Annotated in this window: 21 protein-coding genes; 19 read left to right on the top strand and 2 right to left on the bottom strand. The window is 38.8% G+C overall.

Features of this window, described 5'->3' with window-relative positions:
• The first annotated feature begins 118 nt into the window (after nt 1-118).
• From ABDW27_RS22940 to istB, 5 genes are all read left to right on the top strand, one after another.
• Nucleotides 119-634: a hypothetical protein gene (locus ABDW27_RS22940; RefSeq protein WP_343698010.1), complete on the top strand. Its 516-nt coding sequence runs from the start codon at nt 119-121 to the stop codon at nt 632-634.
• Nucleotides 635-707: 73 nt separating this feature from the next.
• On the top strand, nt 708-1568 hold the full coding sequence (locus ABDW27_RS22935) for an AraC family transcriptional regulator (RefSeq protein WP_073411757.1): 861 nt from the start codon (nt 708-710) through the stop codon (nt 1566-1568).
• A gap of 101 nt (nt 1569-1669) precedes the next feature.
• A complete protein-coding gene (locus ABDW27_RS22930; protein ID WP_073411759.1) occupies nt 1670-1963 on the top strand; it encodes an antibiotic biosynthesis monooxygenase in 294 nt (97 codons plus the stop codon).
• A gap of 317 nt (nt 1964-2280) precedes the next feature.
• The gene (gene istA / locus ABDW27_RS22925; RefSeq protein WP_343698009.1) at nt 2281-3834 is read left to right on the top strand and encodes an IS21 family transposase; all 1554 of its coding nucleotides are present in this window, start codon (nt 2281-2283) and stop codon (nt 3832-3834) included.
• A gap of 12 nt (nt 3835-3846) precedes the next feature.
• Nucleotides 3847-4584: an IS21-like element helper ATPase IstB gene (istB, locus tag ABDW27_RS22920; protein WP_243236491.1), complete on the top strand. Its 738-nt coding sequence runs from the start codon at nt 3847-3849 to the stop codon at nt 4582-4584.
• A gap of 137 nt (nt 4585-4721) precedes the next feature.
• On the opposite strand, the gene ABDW27_RS22915 is transcribed toward istB, so the two are convergent.
• Together ABDW27_RS22915 and ABDW27_RS22910 are read right to left on the bottom strand one after the other, a co-directional pair.
• Nucleotides 4722-6353, bottom strand: coding sequence for a hypothetical protein (locus ABDW27_RS22915; RefSeq protein ID WP_179006620.1), 1632 nt, complete (start codon nt 6351-6353; stop codon nt 4722-4724).
• Nucleotides 6354-6553: 200 nt separating this feature from the next.
• Nucleotides 6554-6796: a hypothetical protein gene (locus tag ABDW27_RS22910; protein ID WP_343698008.1), complete on the bottom strand. Its 243-nt coding sequence runs from the start codon at nt 6794-6796 to the stop codon at nt 6554-6556.
• Between the two features lie 384 nt (nt 6797-7180).
• On the opposite strand from ABDW27_RS22910, the gene ABDW27_RS22905 reads away from it, so the two are divergent.
• From ABDW27_RS22905 to ABDW27_RS22840, 14 genes are all read left to right on the top strand, one after another.
• Nucleotides 7181-7573 (top strand): single-stranded DNA-binding protein, encoded by a 393-nt coding sequence (locus ABDW27_RS22905; RefSeq protein WP_041515717.1) that lies wholly within the window; start codon nt 7181-7183, stop codon nt 7571-7573.
• 44 nt (nt 7574-7617) lie between these two features.
• The gene (locus tag ABDW27_RS22900) at nt 7618-7980 is read left to right on the top strand and encodes a hypothetical protein (RefSeq protein ID WP_343698007.1); all 363 of its coding nucleotides are present in this window, start codon (nt 7618-7620) and stop codon (nt 7978-7980) included.
• A 23-nt stretch (nt 7981-8003) separates the two neighbouring features.
• Complete coding sequence (locus ABDW27_RS22895; RefSeq protein ID WP_343698006.1) at nt 8004-8387, top strand: Cas9 inhibitor AcrIIA9 family protein; 384 nt, start codon at nt 8004-8006, stop codon at nt 8385-8387.
• The gene (locus tag ABDW27_RS22890; RefSeq protein WP_343698005.1) at nt 8384-9691 is read left to right on the top strand and encodes a PcfJ domain-containing protein; all 1308 of its coding nucleotides are present in this window, start codon (nt 8384-8386) and stop codon (nt 9689-9691) included. The genes ABDW27_RS22895 and ABDW27_RS22890 overlap by 4 nt, the downstream gene beginning before the upstream one ends.
• A 274-nt stretch (nt 9692-9965) precedes the next feature.
• Entirely contained in the window at nt 9966-10337 is a 372-nt protein-coding gene (locus ABDW27_RS22885; RefSeq protein WP_035690951.1) for a hypothetical protein, read from the top strand.
• Nucleotides 10338-10486: 149 nt separating this feature from the next.
• Nucleotides 10487-11338: a DUF3347 domain-containing protein gene (locus ABDW27_RS22880; RefSeq protein WP_008463764.1), complete on the top strand. Its 852-nt coding sequence runs from the start codon at nt 10487-10489 to the stop codon at nt 11336-11338.
• 14 nt (nt 11339-11352) lie between these two features.
• Complete coding sequence (locus ABDW27_RS22875; RefSeq protein WP_008463763.1) at nt 11353-12423, top strand: hypothetical protein; 1071 nt, start codon at nt 11353-11355, stop codon at nt 12421-12423.
• A 131-nt stretch (nt 12424-12554) separates the two neighbouring features.
• Complete coding sequence (locus ABDW27_RS22870) at nt 12555-13247, top strand: DUF3347 domain-containing protein (protein WP_008463762.1); 693 nt, start codon at nt 12555-12557, stop codon at nt 13245-13247.
• A 239-nt stretch (nt 13248-13486) separates the two neighbouring features.
• Nucleotides 13487-13999 carry a DUF3347 domain-containing protein gene (locus ABDW27_RS22865; protein WP_008463761.1) on the top strand — a complete coding sequence of 171 codons (513 nt, stop codon included), beginning with the start codon at nt 13487-13489 and terminating at the stop codon, nt 13997-13999.
• A gap of 1 nt (nt 14000) precedes the next feature.
• The gene (locus ABDW27_RS22860; RefSeq protein WP_008463760.1) at nt 14001-14471 is read left to right on the top strand and encodes a heme-binding domain-containing protein; all 471 of its coding nucleotides are present in this window, start codon (nt 14001-14003) and stop codon (nt 14469-14471) included.
• Nucleotides 14472-14475: 4 nt separating this feature from the next.
• Nucleotides 14476-15786 carry an efflux RND transporter permease subunit gene (locus ABDW27_RS22855; RefSeq protein ID WP_008463756.1) on the top strand — a complete coding sequence of 437 codons (1311 nt, stop codon included), beginning with the start codon at nt 14476-14478 and terminating at the stop codon, nt 15784-15786.
• The gene (locus ABDW27_RS22850; RefSeq protein ID WP_343698004.1) at nt 15773-17707 is read left to right on the top strand and encodes an efflux RND transporter permease subunit; all 1935 of its coding nucleotides are present in this window, start codon (nt 15773-15775) and stop codon (nt 17705-17707) included. Before ABDW27_RS22855 ends, ABDW27_RS22850 begins: the two co-directional genes overlap by 14 nt.
• Nucleotides 17691-18941 (top strand): TolC family protein, encoded by a 1251-nt coding sequence (locus ABDW27_RS22845; protein WP_240475519.1) that lies wholly within the window; start codon nt 17691-17693, stop codon nt 18939-18941. The genes ABDW27_RS22850 and ABDW27_RS22845 overlap by 17 nt, the downstream gene beginning before the upstream one ends.
• Entirely contained in the window at nt 18919-20259 is a 1341-nt protein-coding gene (locus tag ABDW27_RS22840) for an efflux RND transporter periplasmic adaptor subunit (RefSeq protein WP_041515713.1), read from the top strand. The genes ABDW27_RS22845 and ABDW27_RS22840 overlap by 23 nt, the downstream gene beginning before the upstream one ends.

Genomic DNA, 20259 nt, shown 5'->3' with positions numbered 1-20259 from the left:
GCGTGTGGTGGTGTATTTTAGACTGTTTTTTTTTTGTTAGTTTTGCATATATAATTCATCTGACAGATTGATTAAGAATATCCAATATTTCTTCCCAGGTCAGATGCACATAAAAACGATGCAAGATTTTGAGTACATAAAAATTGTTCCTGACAAACGGCTCTCCGGTTTTGTGGAGAGTTTCCTGCTATGCGCCAATCATACCGATGAAGATAAAGAAGTCATTATTTTTCCCGATGGAAGAGTGGACATTATGTTTAGCTGTACAGATCAGGAACCATTGGTAGCCGAATTATTTAATCTGGATAAAAAAGCAAGGCGGTATATTTTCAAAAAGCAAACAAAGCTTTTTATGGTATGTCTTACCTTGCTCGGTGCCGAATACCGGCTCGGATACAACGGGACAGATTTTGGAAAAGATGAGATTCGGCTTCCCGCAGGTTTTTGGGATATTTCTAAAGAAGACCTTACAAGCTTAGATAGCTTTGCAGAAAAGGTTTCGGAAAAACTTTTGGAAATATTCCCGAAAAAGATGGATGAAAGAAAGCAACAGCTTTTTGAGCTTATCTATTCGTCAGGTGGTAAGGCGTTATCAATTACCCTTCTTACAGCAAGAAAAAACTCAAATGGCTAAAATCGCTTTTGGAACGAATTTTTTAATGACACAACCAAAGAACACTCCGTAAAAAATCAATTTAATTTTGACGATGGACATTACAAACCTTCCCGAAGATCTATGGGAACATAACGAAACTCATACTTCGGATTTGCAAATTTTCAATTACGAAGTGTATAAGAACGGTTCTAGAAACAAGATTGGCCTGAATAAAAATGTATTCAGTTTCTTATTGGATGGTCAAAAAAACATTCACTTTTCTAATGATATCATTTCAATCAATGAAACACAATCGCTACTTATCACATCTAATAATGTTTTGGTTACCGAACTGGTAGGTGTAAGCTCATACCGTTGTTTACTCTTCTTCTTTTCTCACAAAAACATCACCGATTTTTTATTGAAACATTCCCATTCTTTCAGTCAGAATGCCTCAGATAAAAAGATAACGGATATACCTTATTTCCTCTTAGAGAAAGACAATTTTATCATCCATTATATTCATTCGCTCCAACAGATTTTTGGTTTGCAACAATCTATCTCTCAAAAGATTTTGGAACTGAAATTTGAAGAAATAATGCTTTATCTGGCTGATAAATATGGGACGGTATTTTTAGATTACTTACATTATTTACTAATCAATGAAAGAGAATTATCATTTAAAATGGTAATTGAAAAGAACCTTTATACGAACTTGAATATTGACGAAATAGCCTTTCTGTGCAATATGAGTGCCTCTACTTTTAAGAGAAAATTTATAAGTATATACCAGAAATCTCCAGGGAAATGGTTTCAGCAAAAACGGCTTAACAAGGCCAAAGAATTGTTACATAATAACCAAGTCACACCTTCCGAAATTTTTATGGACTTTGGCTATGGCAGCTTGTCAAATTTTAGTGCAGCCTTTAAAAATGAATTTGGGTATAGCCCCAACCACATCCACTCTAATTGACCTCTTTTCATAACTTATTGAACCAAACTAATAAACGAAGCAGCGCTGGTTTTTTCTAATTTTGTCTGATTAAAGAATTGTTTAACTAAAAAATAAAAACAATGAAAAAATTAGGATTGTTAGTTCGGTTGGAAGCAAAGGTCGGCCAAGAAAAAAACGTTGAAGATTTTATTACAGGAGCATTACCGCTTGCTCTTGAAGAAGCCGGTACCGTTACGTGGTATGCATTCCGTATTGATGCTTCTACCTTCGGTATTTACGATACTTTTTCAAACGAAGAAGGCAGAGAGGCACACCTTGGCGGTAAGATCGCAAAAGCATTAATGGAAAATGCACCAGACCTATTGGCAACACCTCCGTCTATTGAAAAATTGGACATTTTAGCTGCCAAATAGCCTAAGATAATACCATTATATTTAAGGGAGGATTTTGCAAAAACTCAGCAAAATCCTCTCTTAATTGTTCAAAAAAATATCTTCTCTTCCTCATTTTTTACATATCTAAAAAATCAACCCAAAAAAGCTTACGTCCTTTGTGGAAAAAGCGGTCAAATTGACCACACTTTTTCAGCATAAAGTGACCATCGATTTCGGGTCAAACTGACCACTCCTTTTCAATTTAAACTGACCACCTTGTTTCGGTTCAAATTGACCACCAAACACTACTTCTTTTCATGCTGTTAAACCATGGATCTGTATAAAAACTACAGACTATGGCAAATAACAAACTAGACATGAACAAAATCAGAAAAGTCATTAAGTTGCACTGCAACGGCAAAAGCAAGCTGTTTATAAGCCGATATTTATCTCTTTCCAGAAATACTGTGAAAAAATATATCTCTTTATTTGAAGTGCTGGGATTAAGCCTGGAAACTGTCAACAAGAAAACTGACACTGAATTGGACGAGCTGTTTTCTCAGGGTCCGACAGAAGTTGTTTCCTCAAGAATCGAAGATCTGTATGCTTATTTTCCTCAGATGGAACGGGAATTAAAAAAGGTGGGCATCACCATACAAACTATGTGGGAAAGGTATATTGAAACCCATCCCGATGGTCTTAGAGTAACGCAGTTCAGGAATCGCTTCAGAGACTGGAGCAACAAGGTAAACCCTGTGATGCATATGAATCACAAGGCTGGCGATAAAATGTATGTGGATTATGCTGGAAAGACACTCTCAATTATAGACAAAAACACGTCCGAGGTTCAGGAAGTGCAATTTTTTGTTGCCATACTCGGTGCCAGCCAGTATACTTACGCAGAAGCTTCAATGAGCCAGCAGAAGGAAGATTTTGTAGCTTCGGTGGAGAATGCAATGCGCTTTTTTCAAGGAACGCCTGCCGCAATTGTGCCCGACAACCTAAAATCTGCCGTAGTCAGAACCAGCCGCTTTGAACCTACCATTAATGAAACTCTTGCAGATTTAGCTGAACATTATGAAACTACTATTCTGCCTGCAAGAGCATACAGGCCCAGAGACAAATCTTTAGTCGAGGGCGCTGTTAAGATACTTTACAGAAGAATTTATGCAAATCTGAAAGACTCTAAATACTTCAGCATAGAAGATCTGAACCAGGAAATATGGAATCTGCTCGATGCGCATAATAACAAGAAACTTACCGGAAGACCATACTCTCGTTTTGAACTCTTCATGGAAGATGAAAGGCATGAACTGCAGCCTCTTCCTCTGGAACGCTTTGAGATTAAATACCAGTCTCTGGCAACAGTAATGCAGAACGGGCACGTCCAGTTAAGCCAGGACAAAAACTACTACAGCGTGCCTTATCAATATTTAAAGAAAAAAGTGAAGCTGCTGTACACCAGCTCTACTGTCGAAATATACTTCAAATACAACCGTATAGCCACACACATGAGAAATCCAAAGCCCTACATCTATACCACAAATCCAGAACATATGGCAAGCACACATCAGTTTGTAGCGCAGTGGAATGCCTTAAGGTTTATTGAATGGGCCAACAGCATTGATCCGGCAGTAGGAGAATATATTATGCAGATAATAGAAAGCAGGAACCACCCCGAGCAGGCCTATAAAAGCTGTCTAGGCATATTGTCTTTTGAAAAGAAAGTAGGTGCAGAAAGATTAGCAAATGCCTGCAAACGTGCTCTGGACTTTAAGATTTATAATTTTAAAACCATACAGAACATCTTAGAAAACAGTCTGGATAAGATACCTATGGAACACGAAAAGGAAGAAGATCAGGATCTTCCCGACCACGGCAATATCAGAGGAAAAAATTATTATAACTAAAATCAATTTACAATGAATGAATCTACTGTAGCAAAAATGAAACAGATGAAGCTTCATGGAATGCATAACGCCTTCATGACAGCTATCGAGAGCGGTAAAACCGATCATTATACCATTGACCAGTTTATGTCAATGATAATAGATGCCGAATGGGATGAACGCCACAACAGGCGTATTGAACGCAGTATTACCAATGCACGCTTCCATTACAAATCAAATATTGAAAGCATCAATTTTGACCAGTCCCGGAACATTGACAGAAATCTTATACTCCGGCTTGCAGAATGCAGTTTTGTAGAAAAGAATGAAAATATACTAATCACAGGAAGCACAGGTGTCGGCAAAAGTTTTTTAGGAACAGCACTTGGTTATCAGGCCTGTATTGAAGGCTATAAAGTAAGTTATTTTAATACTGCAAAATTGTTTGCAAAGCTGAAAATGGCCAAAGCAGACGGTACATACCTGAGAGAACTGATGAAAATACAAAGGCAGGATGTTATCATACTAGATGACTTTGGACTCCAGGCATTGGACAGCCAGAACAGAATCACACTTTTAGAGATCATCGAAGACAGGCACAACAATGGTTCTATTATTGTAACCTCGCAGATCCCCGTTCAGGGATGGTATGACATAATCGGCGAGAAAACCATAGCAGATGCAATCCTTGATAGATTAATACATCAGGCCCACAGGGTTGAGCTGCATGGGGAATCAATGAGAAAGAAAAAAAGCATAATCAAGGAATAATTATTTATCTATATTTGAAACAATAATTAACACACGAAAAAAAGTAGTTTTTTAGGTGCTCACTTTGCACCGAAATTAGATGGTCACTTTAAACCGAAACGAAGTGGTCACTTTAAATTGGAAAACAGTGGTCAATATCACTGAGTTTTACACACAGCCAGTGAATCAGCCAATATCTCCTTAATGTGTATTTTCTCCAGATTGAGCAGGTCATAATACTTATTTAAAAACACTAATGCCTCTTTTCCTGTAAAGCCAATAGCTGCTCCCAGAGTCTCAAGAGTCTTCTTCTCGGCTATTTCTTCCGATAATGTCTCAATGGTAAATTTGCGGCAGTCTTTCCAGAGCACTTTATTCCAATGCCGCACATCACTTTTAACCGGCACTGAAGAAGGATAAAGCTGAGAAGCCAGTTCCCATAATTTATCTATGACATTATCCGAACCTGCACTTGGAAAAAATACCTGCTTATCTCCGAAATCATCAAGAATCGAAATTCTGCCGCCATCCACAGCATCAACAAGTGATGCATACAGCAGTTTATTTCTGATCGGATGCAGCACATTTGCAGAATACCATTCCGAACTGATCCATGAATGGCTTTTCGGTGAACGTATATTGGCAAGATTATATAAATCCTTCCAGTCACCTTTAGACTCTACGTAGGATAAAAACACAATATAAAGATTCGCTGCCCGAACCATTATATCACCGTTTATTTTTGATACAGGGTTTTCTTCGCCCATCAGACTGATGCCGTCTCTGGGTTCAGTCGGTTCAAACAGACAGCTGTTAATCACAAAAGGCAGATGTAAATCTTCAGTTCCTATCAGCGGAAAATCAAGATGTATTCTTGGAACACCAGAATCTAGTTCAAGAACCGATATCACCCCATTTTTAAGAGAAACAGGTATAATGATCTGAAGCTCCTCATCCTGGACCGCAATAAAATTCTTTGTGGAAGGCTTGCCGTTAATAACAAGATTATACGAAGAAAATGGCCAGCCCTCAAATTCAAATGTTTTACCCCTGCTGATTGTATAGGTATCGGAAGATAAGTCCAAGTCAATGTTTAACGAGCTGATTTCCGGAACATTTATTAAGGTATACGCAATTCCCTTTTCCGCCTCCTCGCAGGCAATTTCAGCAAGTTCCATTTTTTCAGCACTTAACGGATACTTAAATGCAGTCCGAAAAGATTCTTTGCCCATCACAGCGCCTTGTGACCTTTTTATGCTTTCCTCTGCCTGATCAAATGCATTATTAATTCCATTGATGATATCCTTTTCGCCTTTTCCGCTTCTGTCCAGCCAGAAGCTGAATTTATTGAAATTAATATCCTCGTTTTCATTTTTATAAAAACTTTCCACCTCAACAGATTCCGAAAGCAGATGGGTAGTCATAAAACCTGTTCCGAATCGTCCTGTAGTTTTATAAATCTGTCCTGAAAGTTCAGGATCACGTTCTTTATCTCCTGACGAATATTTGCGTATAAGGCCTCTTATGTGTTCATTGGTAAAATAACCTTTGGTATGGGAAAAAATAAACTCATCACCGCTTAGCTGAATCTTAATATCAACTTTTTCCCCATCTTCATTGCACAGTGCAGCATTGTCTTTAGCATTCTGCATCAGCTCCCATACCAGTCTTCTTGCAGTAAATTCTACATTAATTGACTGTCTTATGCTCATTAATTTTTCAAGAATAGATTTTGCTGTTATTTTATTGAGCTCATCTCTTTCAAACTTTGAAAAAATACCGTCTGCCATATCAAATTATAGTATTAAGAAATTGTATTAAACAGAAATTTATTATGAATTTAATTCTGCTTAAAAATATCAAAATTATCAATAGCTGCGGAGGCATTATCAGTTGATGAATAATATTCTGCACGGCAGAAATGTAAGAAATTCAAAAGGCTTTGCTCCTAAAGCCTTAATCAATAAGCAATAGCTGAAAAAGAACTGCCCTATACACTGAAAATTATCCGTTGAAAAACCGTATAAATACGTAGGGCATTCAGCATACGATAAACAAAAACATAATAAGCAGAACCAAAAACCTGTGGCTTCTCTTCACTGAAATCTTCACTAAAATCTTCACCAAAATCTTCACCAAAATCTTCACTTAAATCTTCATATAAATCTTCATATAAATCTTCATATAAATCTTCATATAAATCTTCATATAAATCTTCATATAAATTTTCCATTTAGATTTCCAAAATTCACAGTCTGATTTTATTTTCCATTCGGCATCCCGCTGAATCCAGATCAGCAGCAATAATCATCCGAATATGAAATTGATATGTCTTTTCAGCAGGCTGCCCAAATGCCCGACGGAGACGGTATTTAGTAAAGATCATTTTCATTCGAAACGGCATAAAAAGGCAGCCAAGATAGTGCCCGCCGTATGCTGCATGCGCATAATGGCGCCGCTTTCGCTTGCCACCCTTCGGGACTTATAGCACTCCACATCCTCATAACCGGCCACTTGATTCTTGCTTTCTTTTTTCCCGTTTTTTCTTTTGAAAACAATTTTTGGGAGTGCAGGGAGAAAGAAATTTTAAATAACAGTAACGCTAAAATTTAAAATCATGGAAATCACAGGACGTATTACAAAAGATGCATTAGCCCGTAAAGTGGGAAATAAAAAACAGGTCGTTAACTTCTCCATTGCCATCAATGACAGCTACAAACCCAAAGGAAGCACCGAGTACAAACAGATTACAACTTTTATCGACTGCTCGTATTGGCTCAATGCCAAACTTGCCGAATGGCTTAAAAAAGGGGCGCTAGTTCAGCTCTTCGGGCGTGTGGGGCTGAGTACTTATATCGGTCACGACGGCTCGGCTATGGGGTCTTTAACCTTTCACATCAACAGCCTTAAGATTTTGGCTTTTGCCAAAAAAGAGGACACATCTGCGAGCGCAGTTTCTGCACCTAAAAAACAAAATTCCTCAGACGATCCCGATGACCTGCCTTTCTAAGGCAGATACTAGGATTGTATTTATAAACGCCAAAAAATCACATTATGAAAGCCTTAGACAAAAACGAGTATACGGACTACGATGTAAGCCATGTATTCAACGAAATCATTTTAAGCCATTTGGATAGCTATAACGGAAAGAAAAAACAGCAGTTGAAGTCTTTCCTCGAAGACTTACAGAAAGGGGGCTGTATCAGCGGTATGATAGGGGAATTTATCTACCACAACGACTGCAAAGCTTTTTACATCAAACACCTTGAAGATTTGGAAGGCATCAAAGAGGACTTGGAAGAAGCATTCGGAGAGCCTGTAGCCAACCGCTATAAACTGCCCCACTATACTTTTTTATGCTGGCTCTGCTTTGAGGAGTACTGCTACGGCATTTACAGAGATGTCTTTGAACAATAGCTATTAATCAAACTTTTTCCATCATGAAACCATCTGACGACTTTAAAACTGCTATAGAGAATTATCTCAATACAACTGCGCAGGGCGATTCAGCCTTTGCCCAAAGCCTTGCCAAAGAAACCAAAAACATCGAGAGCTGTTGCAGTTACATTTTTGGCGAGGTCAAAAAAACAGGATTGTGCGCCTTTGACAATCAGGAAATCTTTGATATGGCACTCAAATATTATAACGATGACAGTATTGGTGCGCCTGCACCAATCAACTGTAAAGTGGTGGTAAATCAGCCTGTAAAGGCTGATTTATTCAGCTCTGCTCCTGAAATGACTCCGCAGGTCGCAAGACCTGAAACTGTAGTGTTGCATACAGCGAAACCCGTACAGCAAACCTTAACACTTTTTGACTTATGAAACCGCATACCGCCATAGAAAAACAGATAGTCGCATTAAGCGAATCCCTTGCGCCCATTACCCCCGAAATACACTCATGGGCAGAAAAGACCATTTTTCTGAAATGGGGCGTTTTATCACGTGGAAAATTTCACTGTCTGGACTGTGGAAACGCTTGGAAACCCGAATCCGAAAAACAGTCTGCGAAATTTACGGCTTGCTTAGCCTGTAAAGGAAAACTTAAAATACACGGTTGCAATCAATTGCATTTCAAGGAAATAGAATACAGCGCAGTAGTAACTTGTCTTTCGGATTTTCAAATAGTGCGCATCATTTGTTCGACCAAACAGATGAAGAAGAACTGTCTGTCCTCCTATTCCCATACCGAAGTGATGCAGCATTGGATAAACCCAAAAGGCGAAGTGCGCACCATGTCACGCAGTACAAATGTTTTTTCGCACGCATACGATGCATGGCAGTACTATTCGCCCCTTGAAATCCGCCCAAAGGATTTTCAGAACTCTCCCAAGTACCGAATCAACCCCTACAGGTTTTATCCACGCTTGAAAGTGCTTCCCGTATTGAAACGAAATGGCTTTAAGACAAGTTTTTATGAGGTAGCACCTCAGGTGTTGCTTTCATCATTATTAAAAGACCACTGTGCTGAAACTCTGCTGAAAACTAGGCAGATTTCATGGCTCCGCTATTACCTTGAATCTCCCCATCAGCATGTCCTGCGTAACTGGCAGGCCGTAAAAATATGTCTTAAAAAGAATTATACAGTTTCCGATTTTGGAATTTGGGAGGATTATATCGAACTTTTGCGTTGGTTTAAAAAAGACATAACCTCCGCCCTGCTCGTCTGTCCTGCTGATTTACACTTGGAGCATGACAGATTGGTGGAGAAAAAACAGCAGTTGCTGAGAAAAAAATATCTTGTGAAAATGCGTGCGGAAATAGAAAAAGCGCAAGGTCTGTATGCTGAGGAGAAAAAACAGTTTTTCGGGTTATGCTTTTCAGGGGCAGGAATTACTATTTCAGTATTGGAGAATGTTTCTGAATTTATGACCGAAGGCGACAGCCTGAGACACTGTGTTTTTACCAATGAGTATTTCAAAAAGATAGATTCCCTGCTCTTCTCTGCACGCATTGACAACAAACCAATCGAAACTATAGAGGTTTCTCTTTCTAAAATGGAAATAGCACAGTGCCGTGGTTTGAGGAATCACAATTCAAAACATCATAAAGCTATTTTCAGTTTGATGAAAAAAAACCTTTATCAGATTCGCTCCCGAATGAAAAAGAAGAAAGCAGAACAATGCTAAAAGCGGAAAAACCGAAGAACTTTCGGTTTTTCCGCTTTATAACATTTCAGACACTGAAATTTTCCTTGCTGATTTATAGCAATCTTCCTCTTAGATTGTTCAAATCAAAAAAAAATAATTACTGTTCAATAGCGTACTGCCTTCAATGCAGACTATTAAACAGGGGAAGAAAAATCCATTTCTAAATAAACTATGAAAAAATAACAATTTTAACATTTCATTTATAAACAGAGATATTTTTATAATTATCTTTGTTTACGATTTTACATGTCTTATGAAAAGATTCCACATCATAGTAATTATTACCTTAGGTTTCTTCTTGATGCCAATGGCTACTTTTGCTTGTGGAAAACTTTCTGGAAAGATTTCTTATACTAAAGAAGCTTCCAAAAATCATGACAATGATTGCTGCTCGAAAGATGGCAGTCATTCCAAAAAAAATAATGATGGCTGCTGCGGTCATAAATGTGGGCACAAGTCATGCGGTTGTGTCTCAATCTGTAACGGAGGAATTACTTTCTTTAACCAACTTGACTTTAAAAACATCACTATAAGTGTTTTTTCTAAAAAACAAAAATTCCACAGTTCAGAAACCTCCATTCTCTCTGGTTTCTATACTATCTGGCTTATCCCTAAAATAAGCTAAATACCTTTTTTGACAGCCATACGTGTGTCAAAAAAGGAAGCCTAACTGCTTCATTTTTTTATTTTTCGCTTTTTGTAGAATAATTCTCTATACAGTTCTTGTATGCAATTATTTCTCAAAAGCAATATTCACTTCAAATACATTTTAAAATGAAATCAATTCAAAAAGGATTGATGGCAATCACTCTATTGCTGTCAGTCATAGTGTTTGGCGCACCTATAAAAAATGCAAAAAACATAAATGCAAAAATTTATGGTAATTGTTTAATGTGCAAAACTGCTATTGAAAAAGCAGGAAACATCAAAAATATCGCTTCGGTAAACTGGAATGAAAACACCAAAATAGCGGCTATTACCTATGATGAGAAGAAAACAAATCAGGATGAAGTCCTGAAAAGAATTGCCTTAGCAGGATATGACAGCGACCAGTTCTTAGCTCCTGGTGACGCCTATGCAAAACTTCCACAATGCTGCCAATATGAAAGAACAAATATGGCGGCTCCAATAAAAAAATCCGAAATGGATATGGGTAAAATGGATCATTCACAGCATACAGCCGCAGTTCCTGCAGATGCACAAGAAAACAGTCCTTTTAAAGCAATTTTCGACAGCTACTTTGATGTAAAAGATGCTTTGGTGAAAACAGATGCTAAAACTGCCGCATTGAAATCTAAAGAGCTCCTTACTGCAATCAATGCTATTAAAATGGAGAACCTAAAGCCAAAAGAACATACTGCATGGATGAATGCAATGAAAAGTTTAGCTTCAGATGCCACAAATATTTCTGAAAACCAAGATGTAAAAAAGCAAAGGGAATCCTTTAAAAGCCTTTCCAAAAACACGTACGATCTTATAAAAACTGCTGATCAGCCGCAGCCGGTTTATTATAATCATTGTCCAATGGTTGATGCGAATTGGCTCAGCAAAGAAAGCGGCATCAAGAATCCGTATTACGGTTCACAGATGTTAAGCTGTGGATCAACTATAGAAACAATCAAATAATCCCAAATCAAAAAATGAAAAATATAATAACCGTTAGTTCAATGCTTGGAGTTTTAATTTTAGGGACCGTTTCGCTGTTTTCTTGCAGTAAAATGGATGATATGAATATGTCCGATCCAAAACTGAATATAAACTATCCTGCCGCTTATGTGGTCAATGGTCAGGACGGCACAATTTCAGTAATCAAATTGGAAACTAATGAAGTTACAGAAACCTTAAGCCTAATGGGCAGCGGCAACGATATGATCATGTGGCCGCACCACATTTCTTTACATTCCAATCATCTGGCTATCGGTGTACCCGGAATGGACTTCTCTGCAGGCCATACCGCAGGTATGGGAGGAATGACAGGTAAACTCCTTGTAATTGACCCAGCCAGTGGGGCAACAGTAAAAAATATCAGCCTGCCAATGATGAACCACAACACAATATACAGCCCAAATGGTTCAGAAATCTGGGTGCCGCAAATGGACATCAATGGAAAAGTTCTGGTTTATGACGCCTTAACATACGCATTGAAAAGCACCATTGCAGTTGGCATGATGCCCGCTGAGCTTACCTTTTCTTCTGATGGGACTAAGGCTTATATTGCTAATGGAGATGACAATACTGTGTCAGTTATAAATACCGCAACCAAGCAGGTTACAGCCACAGTTGCTGTGGGAAAAAACCCTGTGGGTGCCTGGACAGGAACTGACGCCAGAATGTATGTTGATAATGAAGACGGGCAATCTATCTCGGTAATCAATGTGGCAACCGATGCCGTAGGCCAAACCATTGATCTAGGATTTATGCCTGGAATAGCGTCTCACAATGGAAATAAGAAAGAACTTTGGGTAAGTGATCCTGTCAATGCAAAAGTCCATTATTGGACCTGGGACCAGACTAAGATGATGTGGGTTCATGGAGGTGTATTCACTACTGGTGCCGGTGCACATGCTATAACATTTACAGCAGATGGAAATACTGCCTATGTGACCAATCAGACCGCCAATACGGTCTCTGTTGTTAATGTATCAAACCATACGGTCTCTAAAACGATTAATGTCGGTAGAAAACCCAACGGATTGGTGCTGAAAATATAAATCTGATATAAAGGCATTTAAAAGGCAAAATAGAGATTGGATTTGCAATCAAAAAAAGAATAATTCTTATAACACTCAAACAAAGGAATGTTAGACAAAAAAACATTCATTAGAGATAAAAACTAAAAAAAATGAAAAAACTAATTTTCTCAACCCTTGTAATGGCAATTGTACTTACAGCTTGTAATTCAAAAAACAAAGAAACTGCAGCTCCTGAAGCGGCTTCCGGGACAGCTCAGAATGACTCGCAATTGTATGCCTGTTCCATGCATCCTGAAATTACAGGAAAAAAAGGAGACAAATGTTCCAAATGCGGAATGGAATTAACCGAGCCAGTAAAGGAAACGGCCGGAAAAAGTGCAGAAGTAGAAACAGCCCAGACTGCTCAAGGAACATTTTCTATAAACGAAATCGTGAGTAATTATCTGTCCCTAAAAAATGCATTAACCAAAGATGATACAAAAGGAGCTGCAGATGCAGGCAAGGCATTATATGCAGTTTTTAACAGTGTAAATCCCAATTCGATAGATGCGAAATTAAAAGCAGAATATCTTGATATTGCTGATGATGCCAAAGAACACGCAGAACATATTGGAGCTAACGGCGGAAATATTGAACACCAGAGAGAGCATTTTGCCGTGTTAAGTAAAGACATGAATGATTTGATAAAATCTTTCAAATCAGAACAAAAATTGTATCAGGACTTTTGTCCTATGTATGATGGCGGAAAAGGAGCTATTTGGATAAGCGAAACCAAGGAGATCAAAAACCCATATCAAGGAAAAAAAATGTTAACCTGTGGTTCTATGAAAAAAGAACTATAGTACAGCTAAGTACTAATAAATTTATCGGGCTGTTTACATAATGACCACTCAATTTTCTCGTGACTAATGATGTTCATAATTTATTGAAATGTATCTAATTTTTTTAGACTACGCCGTGCGATACTCTTTGCTGAATATTCACTTATTTCCCATGTGTTTATTGTGTAGACAGTCCAATAGATATTTAGAAAAAAAATCAATAGCAACCTATTTTTTAAACAATTTAAAATATAATTAAAATGAAAAATACAATTCTTTCAGCCATATTAATGGTATGCGTAATGGTTTCTGGCAATGCGCAAAGCAAAAAAACAGAAGCAAAATTTTCAACTCAGCAAATTGTTGCAGATTATTTAGCGTTAAAAAATGCACTCGCAAAAGATGACAGCAACGGGGCCGCTAAAGCTGGCAAGGCACTGTATTCGGCTTTCAAAACCACAAATGTAAAATCGATAAATCCAAAATCCAAAGCTGAATATCTTGATATAGCTGACGATGCCAAAGAGCATGCAGAACATATTGGGGCCAATGGCGGTAATATTGAGCATCAAAGAGAGCATTTCGCTCTATTGAGTAAAGACATAAATGATTTGATCAAAACTTTTGGAGCTGCAAAAACACTATATCAGGATTCTTGCCCTATGTATGATGGTGGAAAAGGAGCTATCTGGATCAGTGAAACAAAAGAGATAAAAAACCCTTACTATGGTTCTAAAATGCTTACCTGCGGTTCAATGAAAAAACAATTGTAAAATGAAACGGTTCATCAGAAAGATTCTTTTTATTGGGTTAATTATTTTTCTACTGATGCAATTGTATCAGCCTGCCCGCAATTCCGATTACGGGCAGGTTTTACCAATTCACATTTCAAAAGTCTATCCCATTCCCAAAAATATACAAACGATTCTTAAGACTTCTTGTTACGATTGTCACAGCAGCAACACGCAATATCCATGGTACTCCTACATCCAGCCGGCACGTACCTTTATGGAAGGACATATCAAGGAAGGAAAAGAAAATTTGAATTTCAGCCAATGGGGAAGTTATTCGAAACGAAAACAGGAAAATAAATTAGACCGAATTGCCAAGCAGATAAAAGCCAATCAAATGCCTTTGGCTTCCTATACGCTGATCCATAAAGATGCAGTACTGAATACTGTTCAGAAAGAACAGCTACTCAATTGGATTGAAAAAGTAAGTGATAGTCTTTCAAAAATAAATTAAATCTATGGTACACAAATTAATAGAATGGTCCCTGCGCAACCGTTTCATCATATTACTATTATCAGCAGGAATATTTGTTTGGGGTATTATCTCTATTCAAAAAAATCCTATTGATGCTATTCCAGATCTATCTGAAAATCAGGTAATCGTTTTTACAGAATGGATGGGACGTGCTCCACAGCTCGTTGAAGACCAGATCACCTATCCCTTGGTTACCAACCTTCAGGGATTGCCTAAAATTAAATATGTAAGGGCTGCTTCCATGTTTGGAATGAGTTTTATCTATGTCATTTTTGAGGATGATGTTGATGTATACTGGGCAAGATCAAGAGTACTGGAAAGGCTCAGTACAATTAGCAGCACCCTGCCCAAAGGAGTTGCACCGCAATTGGGACCCGATGGAACCGGAGTTGGCCATATACTCTGGTATACTTTGGACGCTCCCGGCATTGACCTTGGCGAACAAAGGGCACTGCAGGACTGGTATGTCAAATTTGCTTTGCAAAATGTCCCCGGAGTAAGTGAAATTGCTTCTTTTGGAGGATTTCAAAAAGAATACCAGGTTACCATTGATCCAAACAAACTGCTATATTATAAGCTGTCTGTCCCTGAGGTTATAAGCGCCGTACGAGCCAATAATAACGAAAGCGGCGGAAGAAAATTCGACATGAGTGATATTGGCTATATCATTAAGACATCCGGTTATCTGAAATCCATAAAAGAAATTGAGGATATTCCACTGAAAAACCAGAATGGTATCCCTATAAAAGTCAGCGATATAGGAACAGTCCAGATGAGCGGAGAAACCCGATTGGGAATCTTTGATCATAATGGTACAGGCGAAGCTGTTGGAGGCATCGTCGTGATGCGTTACGGTGAAAACGCCGATGCCGTTATTGATAATGTGAAAGAAAAGATGAAAGAAGTCGCAAAAGGGCTTCCTAAAGGGGTAAAATTCAATATTGTATATGACCGAGGGCATCTGATCAAAGAGTCTATTGATTCGGTTAAGCGCACCTTAATTGAAGAGATGATTGTGGTTTCGCTTATCGTTATTATTTTTCTTTTCCATTGGCGCAGCGCATTAAGTATCATAATCCAGATCCCAATTACAATTGCCGCGAGTTTCATACTTCTAAATGCCTTTGGAATATCCTCCAATATCATGTCCCTTACCGGTATCGCACTTGCCATTGGGGTAATAGTTGACAACGGTATTATTATGAGTGAAAATGCCTACCAGCATCTCTCACAACGGTATGCACAATGGGAATCCGAACAAAAAACTGAAACAAACTCTGATGAAAAGAATTAAAAATATATTTCGCAAAAAAACACAGTGGATATCCGAAGAGGAAAGGCTTAAAGTAATTGAGAAAAGCAGCAAGCAGGTTTCTCGCGGGGTATTCTTTGCCACCATAATTATAATTACTTCTTTCCTGCCTGTATTTATGCTTACCGGACAGGAAGGAAAGCTATTCCATCCCTTGGCTTATACAAAAACTTTCATACTGATTGTGGATGCCTTGTTGGTACTTACATTAGCTCCGGTACTGATCTCTTTTTTTATGAAAGGGAAATTCCGTCCAACTGATGCACATCCCGTAAATCGTTTTTTGGAAAAAGGTTATGAGCCTATCATACGCTGGGTCCTAAAATGGAGAAAAACAACCCTTACGGTTAATATTTTGGCGTTATTGATTTCCATTCCATTATTGATGCGGCTGGGAACAGAGTTCATGCCCCCACTGGATGAGCAGAGCATTTTATTTATGCCTGTTACCCTGCCTGATGTATCCAATGGAGAAATCAAACGCATCTTGCAGGTACAGGATAAAATAATAAAATCAGTTCCCGAAGTAGAAAGTGTTTTAGGCAAAGCCGGACGGGCTAATACAGCTACCGATAATTCCCCAATGAGCATGATTGAGACCATTATCATGCTAAAACCAAAATCAGAATGGCGTAAAGGAATAGACAAAAAAGACATTATTAAGGAACTCGATACCAAACTGCAGATCCCGGGTGTGGTAAACGGTTGGACACAGCCTATCATCAACCGTATCAATATGCTCGCTACAGGAATTCGTACCGACGTGGGTATTAAAGTCTACGGTCAAAATCTCGATACCATTGCGCGAGTATCAGAAAGAGTAAAAATGGCTTTAGAGGGAACCCCTGGAGTGTCTGACTTATTTGTGGATCCTATTACTGGTGGCAAATACCTGGATGTTGATGTCAATCGTTCCGAACTGGCCCGTTATGGACTCACTGTAGATGACGTAAACCAAACCGTGGAATTTGCCTTAGGAGGAGCGTCCATCGGCAATACCGTTGAAGGACGAAGACGATTTTCAATAAGCGTTCGTATGGCACAGGACTATAGAAATAGCGTAGAACGCATTAAACGCATTCCCCTGCAGTCTCCAACCTTTGGAGAGGTACCCCTATCTTCTGTTGCCGATATTAAATTCGTAGATGGCCCTCCAATGATTAGTTCAGAAAATGCACTCCTTCGCGGGGCAGTCATGTTCAACATACGTGATCGTGATATGGGGGGAACCGTACAGGAAGCTATGAAAAAATTAGAAAGTGCCAAAAATATACTTCCCGAAGGGTACTTTATAGAATGGAGCGGACAATATGAGAACCTGATCAGCGGAGAAAAGACCCTTAAAATCATTGCACCGATAGTATTGCTTATTATTTTCTTCTCCCTCTATTTTGCCTTTAATTCCCTTAGAGAAGCCTTCTTAAGTCTTATAACAGTGCCTTTTGCTTTGATTGGAGGTGCCTATATAATTTTTTTCTGGGATGTCAATCTATCAGTGGCAGTAGCTGTAGGTTTTATAGCCTTGTTTGGTATTGCCGTGGAAACCGGAATTGTGATGGTTATCTATCTCAATGATGCAATGGAGCAGCTTATCAAGGCCAAAGGTAATTCAAGAGAAACCATTACTAAAGACGATCTCAGAGAATATGTGGTACACGGCGCCGCAAAGAGATTACGCCCAAAACTAATGACCGTCTGTGTCTCATTATTTGGATTAGTGCCTGTCCTTTGGTCCAATGGTGTCGGAATGGATGTAATGAAACCAATCGTATTGCCTATGATTGGCGGCGTATTTACCTCTGCCGTACATATCTTATTAGTAACCCCGCTTATTTTCCTAATGTCTAAAGAATATGAATTACGAAAATATGACAAACTTGAAGTACATGATGTCAAACATTAAAATACTGGCAGTACTATTGCTTTTACTGCCATTACAGCTATTGAGCCAGACCCAACAGGTCTTGTCTCTTGATACAATCCTTCACAGGATTGATAAAAAAAACGTGCTCCTGCAAAGCTATAGCCTAAAGGCTGAAGGGTACAAATATAGTGCTGATGCCGCAACGGCATGGATGGCACCAATGGTGGGTGTTGGGACATTTATGACACCCTATCCTTTTCAGGAAGTTATGGATGACCGCGACAAAGGATCTTTAATGTTCAGAGTTGAACAAGATATCCCCAATATAGGAAAGCTAAACAAGAAGAAAAAATTTATCCAGTCCCAAGGAAATATTGAGAACGCTACGCGGACCGTTACCCTTAACGACTATAAAGCGCAGGCCAAACAGCTCTACTACAGCTGGATGGTAGCCGAAGAGCGAATGAAAGTTTTGGATCAGAACGAAAAGATAATGTTGACCATGAAAAAGATTGAGGAAGTACGCTATCCTTACAATCAGTCGCAATTGGGTAATGTATACAAGATTGACGCAAGGATTGAAGAGAACAAAAATATGATCCGCATGCAGGAAGGTGAAATCGCAAAAGCAAGAGCATGGCTCAACAGCTTGATGAACCAGCCTGGCAATGCTGATTTTTCAATCGACACAAGTATTATTCCTGTCTTCAACCCTGCTTTGCACGACACCACAAGTCTTGCTGCTGTGCGGGGAGATATTAAAAAGATGGATGCGGGAATTGAATCGATGCAGCTCAGTATTCAGGCGATGAAAGCGGAGAAAAATCCCTCTTTTAAAATCCAGTTTGACCACATGAATTCTTTCGATAAAATGATGCCCAAAGCCTATTCGGTAATGGCAATGATGTCTATTCCTATTGCTCCATGGTCATCAAAAATGTATAAATCAGATGTTAAAGCAATGCAATATAATGTACAGGCAATGGAGAAAGAGAAATCCGCCATGCTGCAGGAAACCCAGGGTATGTTATATGGTATGCAATATGAAATACTGACCATGCAAAAAAGAATCCAGGGACTCGAAACAAAAATAATCCCTTCAATGCAAAAATCGCTGGATGTAAACTTTCTGAACTATCAGGAAAACAAACTGCAGATTCCTGTAGTAATTGACTCCTGGGAAGCTTTAAATATGCTGCAGAATAACTTATTAGATGAAAAATTAAAACTATATCAAATGATTGTCGATTATGAAAAAGAACTCTATCGCTAAGTTAGTCGGATTGTTATTCGTTTCGATATTAGTATTGACAGCCTGTAACAAGAAAACAGAGCATAACAGTAAGCCCGCACATCAGCATAGTACAAATCAGGAATATACTTGTCCAATGCATCCCGAAGTTATTCAGGATAAGCCCGGCAGCTGCCCAATATGCGGGATGGAATTGGTTGCAAGACACACTCCTGGAACGGAAACAGCTATAGACAGCAGCCTGAAACACCTTTTAAAACCAGTTAACGAACAAGTTGTTTCAAACATATCTGTCATAAAACCTGACGAGGGTACTAAAATATTCTCTATGCAGGTACAGGGAATTATTACCTACGATACCCGCGAGCAGACCAGTATCTCCAGCAGGGTAAGCGGAAGGATTGAGCGTCTGCTGATTAAGTACAATTATCAGCCCGTAAAAAAAGGACAGTTAATCATGGAAATCTATTCCCCTGATCTGGCTGCCGCGCAAAGAGAGTTGTTATTTATTTATCAATCTGACCCAAACAATCCGATGCTTCAAAAAGCAAAAGACAGACTCTCTCTGCTGGGTATGCAACAGGGGCAAATTCAACAGGTATTAAAAACAGGTAAAATCTCCTATCGCATTCCTGTTTACAGTAATGCCACCGGGTACATCTTAGACAACACGGGAGCGGCAAATGCTTCTGCAACAGCTCCTGCGGCTTCGCCTCAAAGCGCACCGTCAGATGATGGTATGGGCGCAATGGGTTCAAGTAGCAGTGCAGCATCAAATAGCAGCGCATCTGCCCCTGCTTCCTCTGCTATTATGCTAAGAGAAGGACAATATGTTGGTGCAGGACAATCTCTTTTTACAATATATACCAACAAAAACCTTATCGCTGAGTTTGCTTTTGATCCATCGGTATCATCCCAGATTAAAAAAGGACAAAAGTTGGTGTTTTATGAACCCTCAGATAAGCAAACCGTGTATACTGGTACTATCGGACTCATTCAACCCGTCTTTAAAGAGGGAAGCAACTTTACCATAGCCCGAATTTATTTGCAGGATAATAAATTTCAGACCGGAAAATTAGTAACTGCAGCCATTCCTATTGTCAGTAAAGGCTGGTGGCTTCCACAAAGCGCCGTTCTTAATTTAGGAAATAAATCCATCGTTTTCAAAAAAGAGCAGGACGTGTTTGTTCCCAGAGAAGTTAAAACGAAAAATAATGGTGATGGAATGGTGCTAATAGACCAAGACATCAATAATTGGAATATCGCCAGTAATGCGGCTTATATGATAGACAGTGAGAGTTTTATCAAGACAGCTTCAGAAAATAAATTAAAAAATTAA

This window comes from Flavobacterium sp., from assembly GCF_039595935.1.
In the GTDB taxonomy this organism is placed as follows: domain Bacteria; phylum Bacteroidota; class Bacteroidia; order Flavobacteriales; family Flavobacteriaceae; genus Flavobacterium.
The sequence above is the reverse complement of the archived record's forward strand: the minus strand, read 5'-3'. Positions and strand labels throughout refer to the sequence as shown.

What these genes read in the sequence shown, in the direction of transcription:
- ABDW27_RS22940 (WP_343698010.1), top strand. Translation starts at nt 119, where the DNA reads ATGCAAGATTTTGAGTACATAAAAATTGTTCCTGACAAACGGCTCTCC.
- ABDW27_RS22935 (WP_073411757.1), top strand. Translation starts at nt 708, where the DNA reads ATGGACATTACAAACCTTCCCGAAGATCTATGGGAACATAACGAAACT.
- ABDW27_RS22930 (WP_073411759.1), top strand. Translation starts at nt 1,670, where the DNA reads ATGAAAAAATTAGGATTGTTAGTTCGGTTGGAAGCAAAGGTCGGCCAA.
- istA (WP_343698009.1), top strand. Translation starts at nt 2,281, where the DNA reads ATGGCAAATAACAAACTAGACATGAACAAAATCAGAAAAGTCATTAAG.
- istB (WP_243236491.1), top strand. Translation starts at nt 3,847, where the DNA reads ATGAATGAATCTACTGTAGCAAAAATGAAACAGATGAAGCTTCATGGA.
- ABDW27_RS22915 (WP_179006620.1), bottom strand. Translation starts at nt 6,353, where the DNA reads ATGGCAGACGGTATTTTTTCAAAGTTTGAAAGAGATGAGCTCAATAAA.
- ABDW27_RS22910 (WP_343698008.1), bottom strand. Translation starts at nt 6,796, where the DNA reads ATGGAAAATTTATATGAAGATTTATATGAAGATTTATATGAAGATTTA.
- ABDW27_RS22905 (WP_041515717.1), top strand. Translation starts at nt 7,181, where the DNA reads ATGGAAATCACAGGACGTATTACAAAAGATGCATTAGCCCGTAAAGTG.
- ABDW27_RS22900 (WP_343698007.1), top strand. Translation starts at nt 7,618, where the DNA reads ATGAAAGCCTTAGACAAAAACGAGTATACGGACTACGATGTAAGCCAT.
- ABDW27_RS22895 (WP_343698006.1), top strand. Translation starts at nt 8,004, where the DNA reads ATGAAACCATCTGACGACTTTAAAACTGCTATAGAGAATTATCTCAAT.
- ABDW27_RS22890 (WP_343698005.1), top strand. Translation starts at nt 8,384, where the DNA reads ATGAAACCGCATACCGCCATAGAAAAACAGATAGTCGCATTAAGCGAA.
- ABDW27_RS22885 (WP_035690951.1), top strand. Translation starts at nt 9,966, where the DNA reads ATGAAAAGATTCCACATCATAGTAATTATTACCTTAGGTTTCTTCTTG.
- ABDW27_RS22880 (WP_008463764.1), top strand. Translation starts at nt 10,487, where the DNA reads ATGAAATCAATTCAAAAAGGATTGATGGCAATCACTCTATTGCTGTCA.
- ABDW27_RS22875 (WP_008463763.1), top strand. Translation starts at nt 11,353, where the DNA reads ATGAAAAATATAATAACCGTTAGTTCAATGCTTGGAGTTTTAATTTTA.
- ABDW27_RS22870 (WP_008463762.1), top strand. Translation starts at nt 12,555, where the DNA reads ATGAAAAAACTAATTTTCTCAACCCTTGTAATGGCAATTGTACTTACA.
- ABDW27_RS22865 (WP_008463761.1), top strand. Translation starts at nt 13,487, where the DNA reads ATGAAAAATACAATTCTTTCAGCCATATTAATGGTATGCGTAATGGTT.
- ABDW27_RS22860 (WP_008463760.1), top strand. Translation starts at nt 14,001, where the DNA reads ATGAAACGGTTCATCAGAAAGATTCTTTTTATTGGGTTAATTATTTTT.
- ABDW27_RS22855 (WP_008463756.1), top strand. Translation starts at nt 14,476, where the DNA reads ATGGTACACAAATTAATAGAATGGTCCCTGCGCAACCGTTTCATCATA.
- ABDW27_RS22850 (WP_343698004.1), top strand. Translation starts at nt 15,773, where the DNA reads ATGAAAAGAATTAAAAATATATTTCGCAAAAAAACACAGTGGATATCC.
- ABDW27_RS22845 (WP_240475519.1), top strand. Translation starts at nt 17,691, where the DNA reads ATGATGTCAAACATTAAAATACTGGCAGTACTATTGCTTTTACTGCCA.
- ABDW27_RS22840 (WP_041515713.1), top strand. Translation starts at nt 18,919, where the DNA reads ATGAAAAAGAACTCTATCGCTAAGTTAGTCGGATTGTTATTCGTTTCG.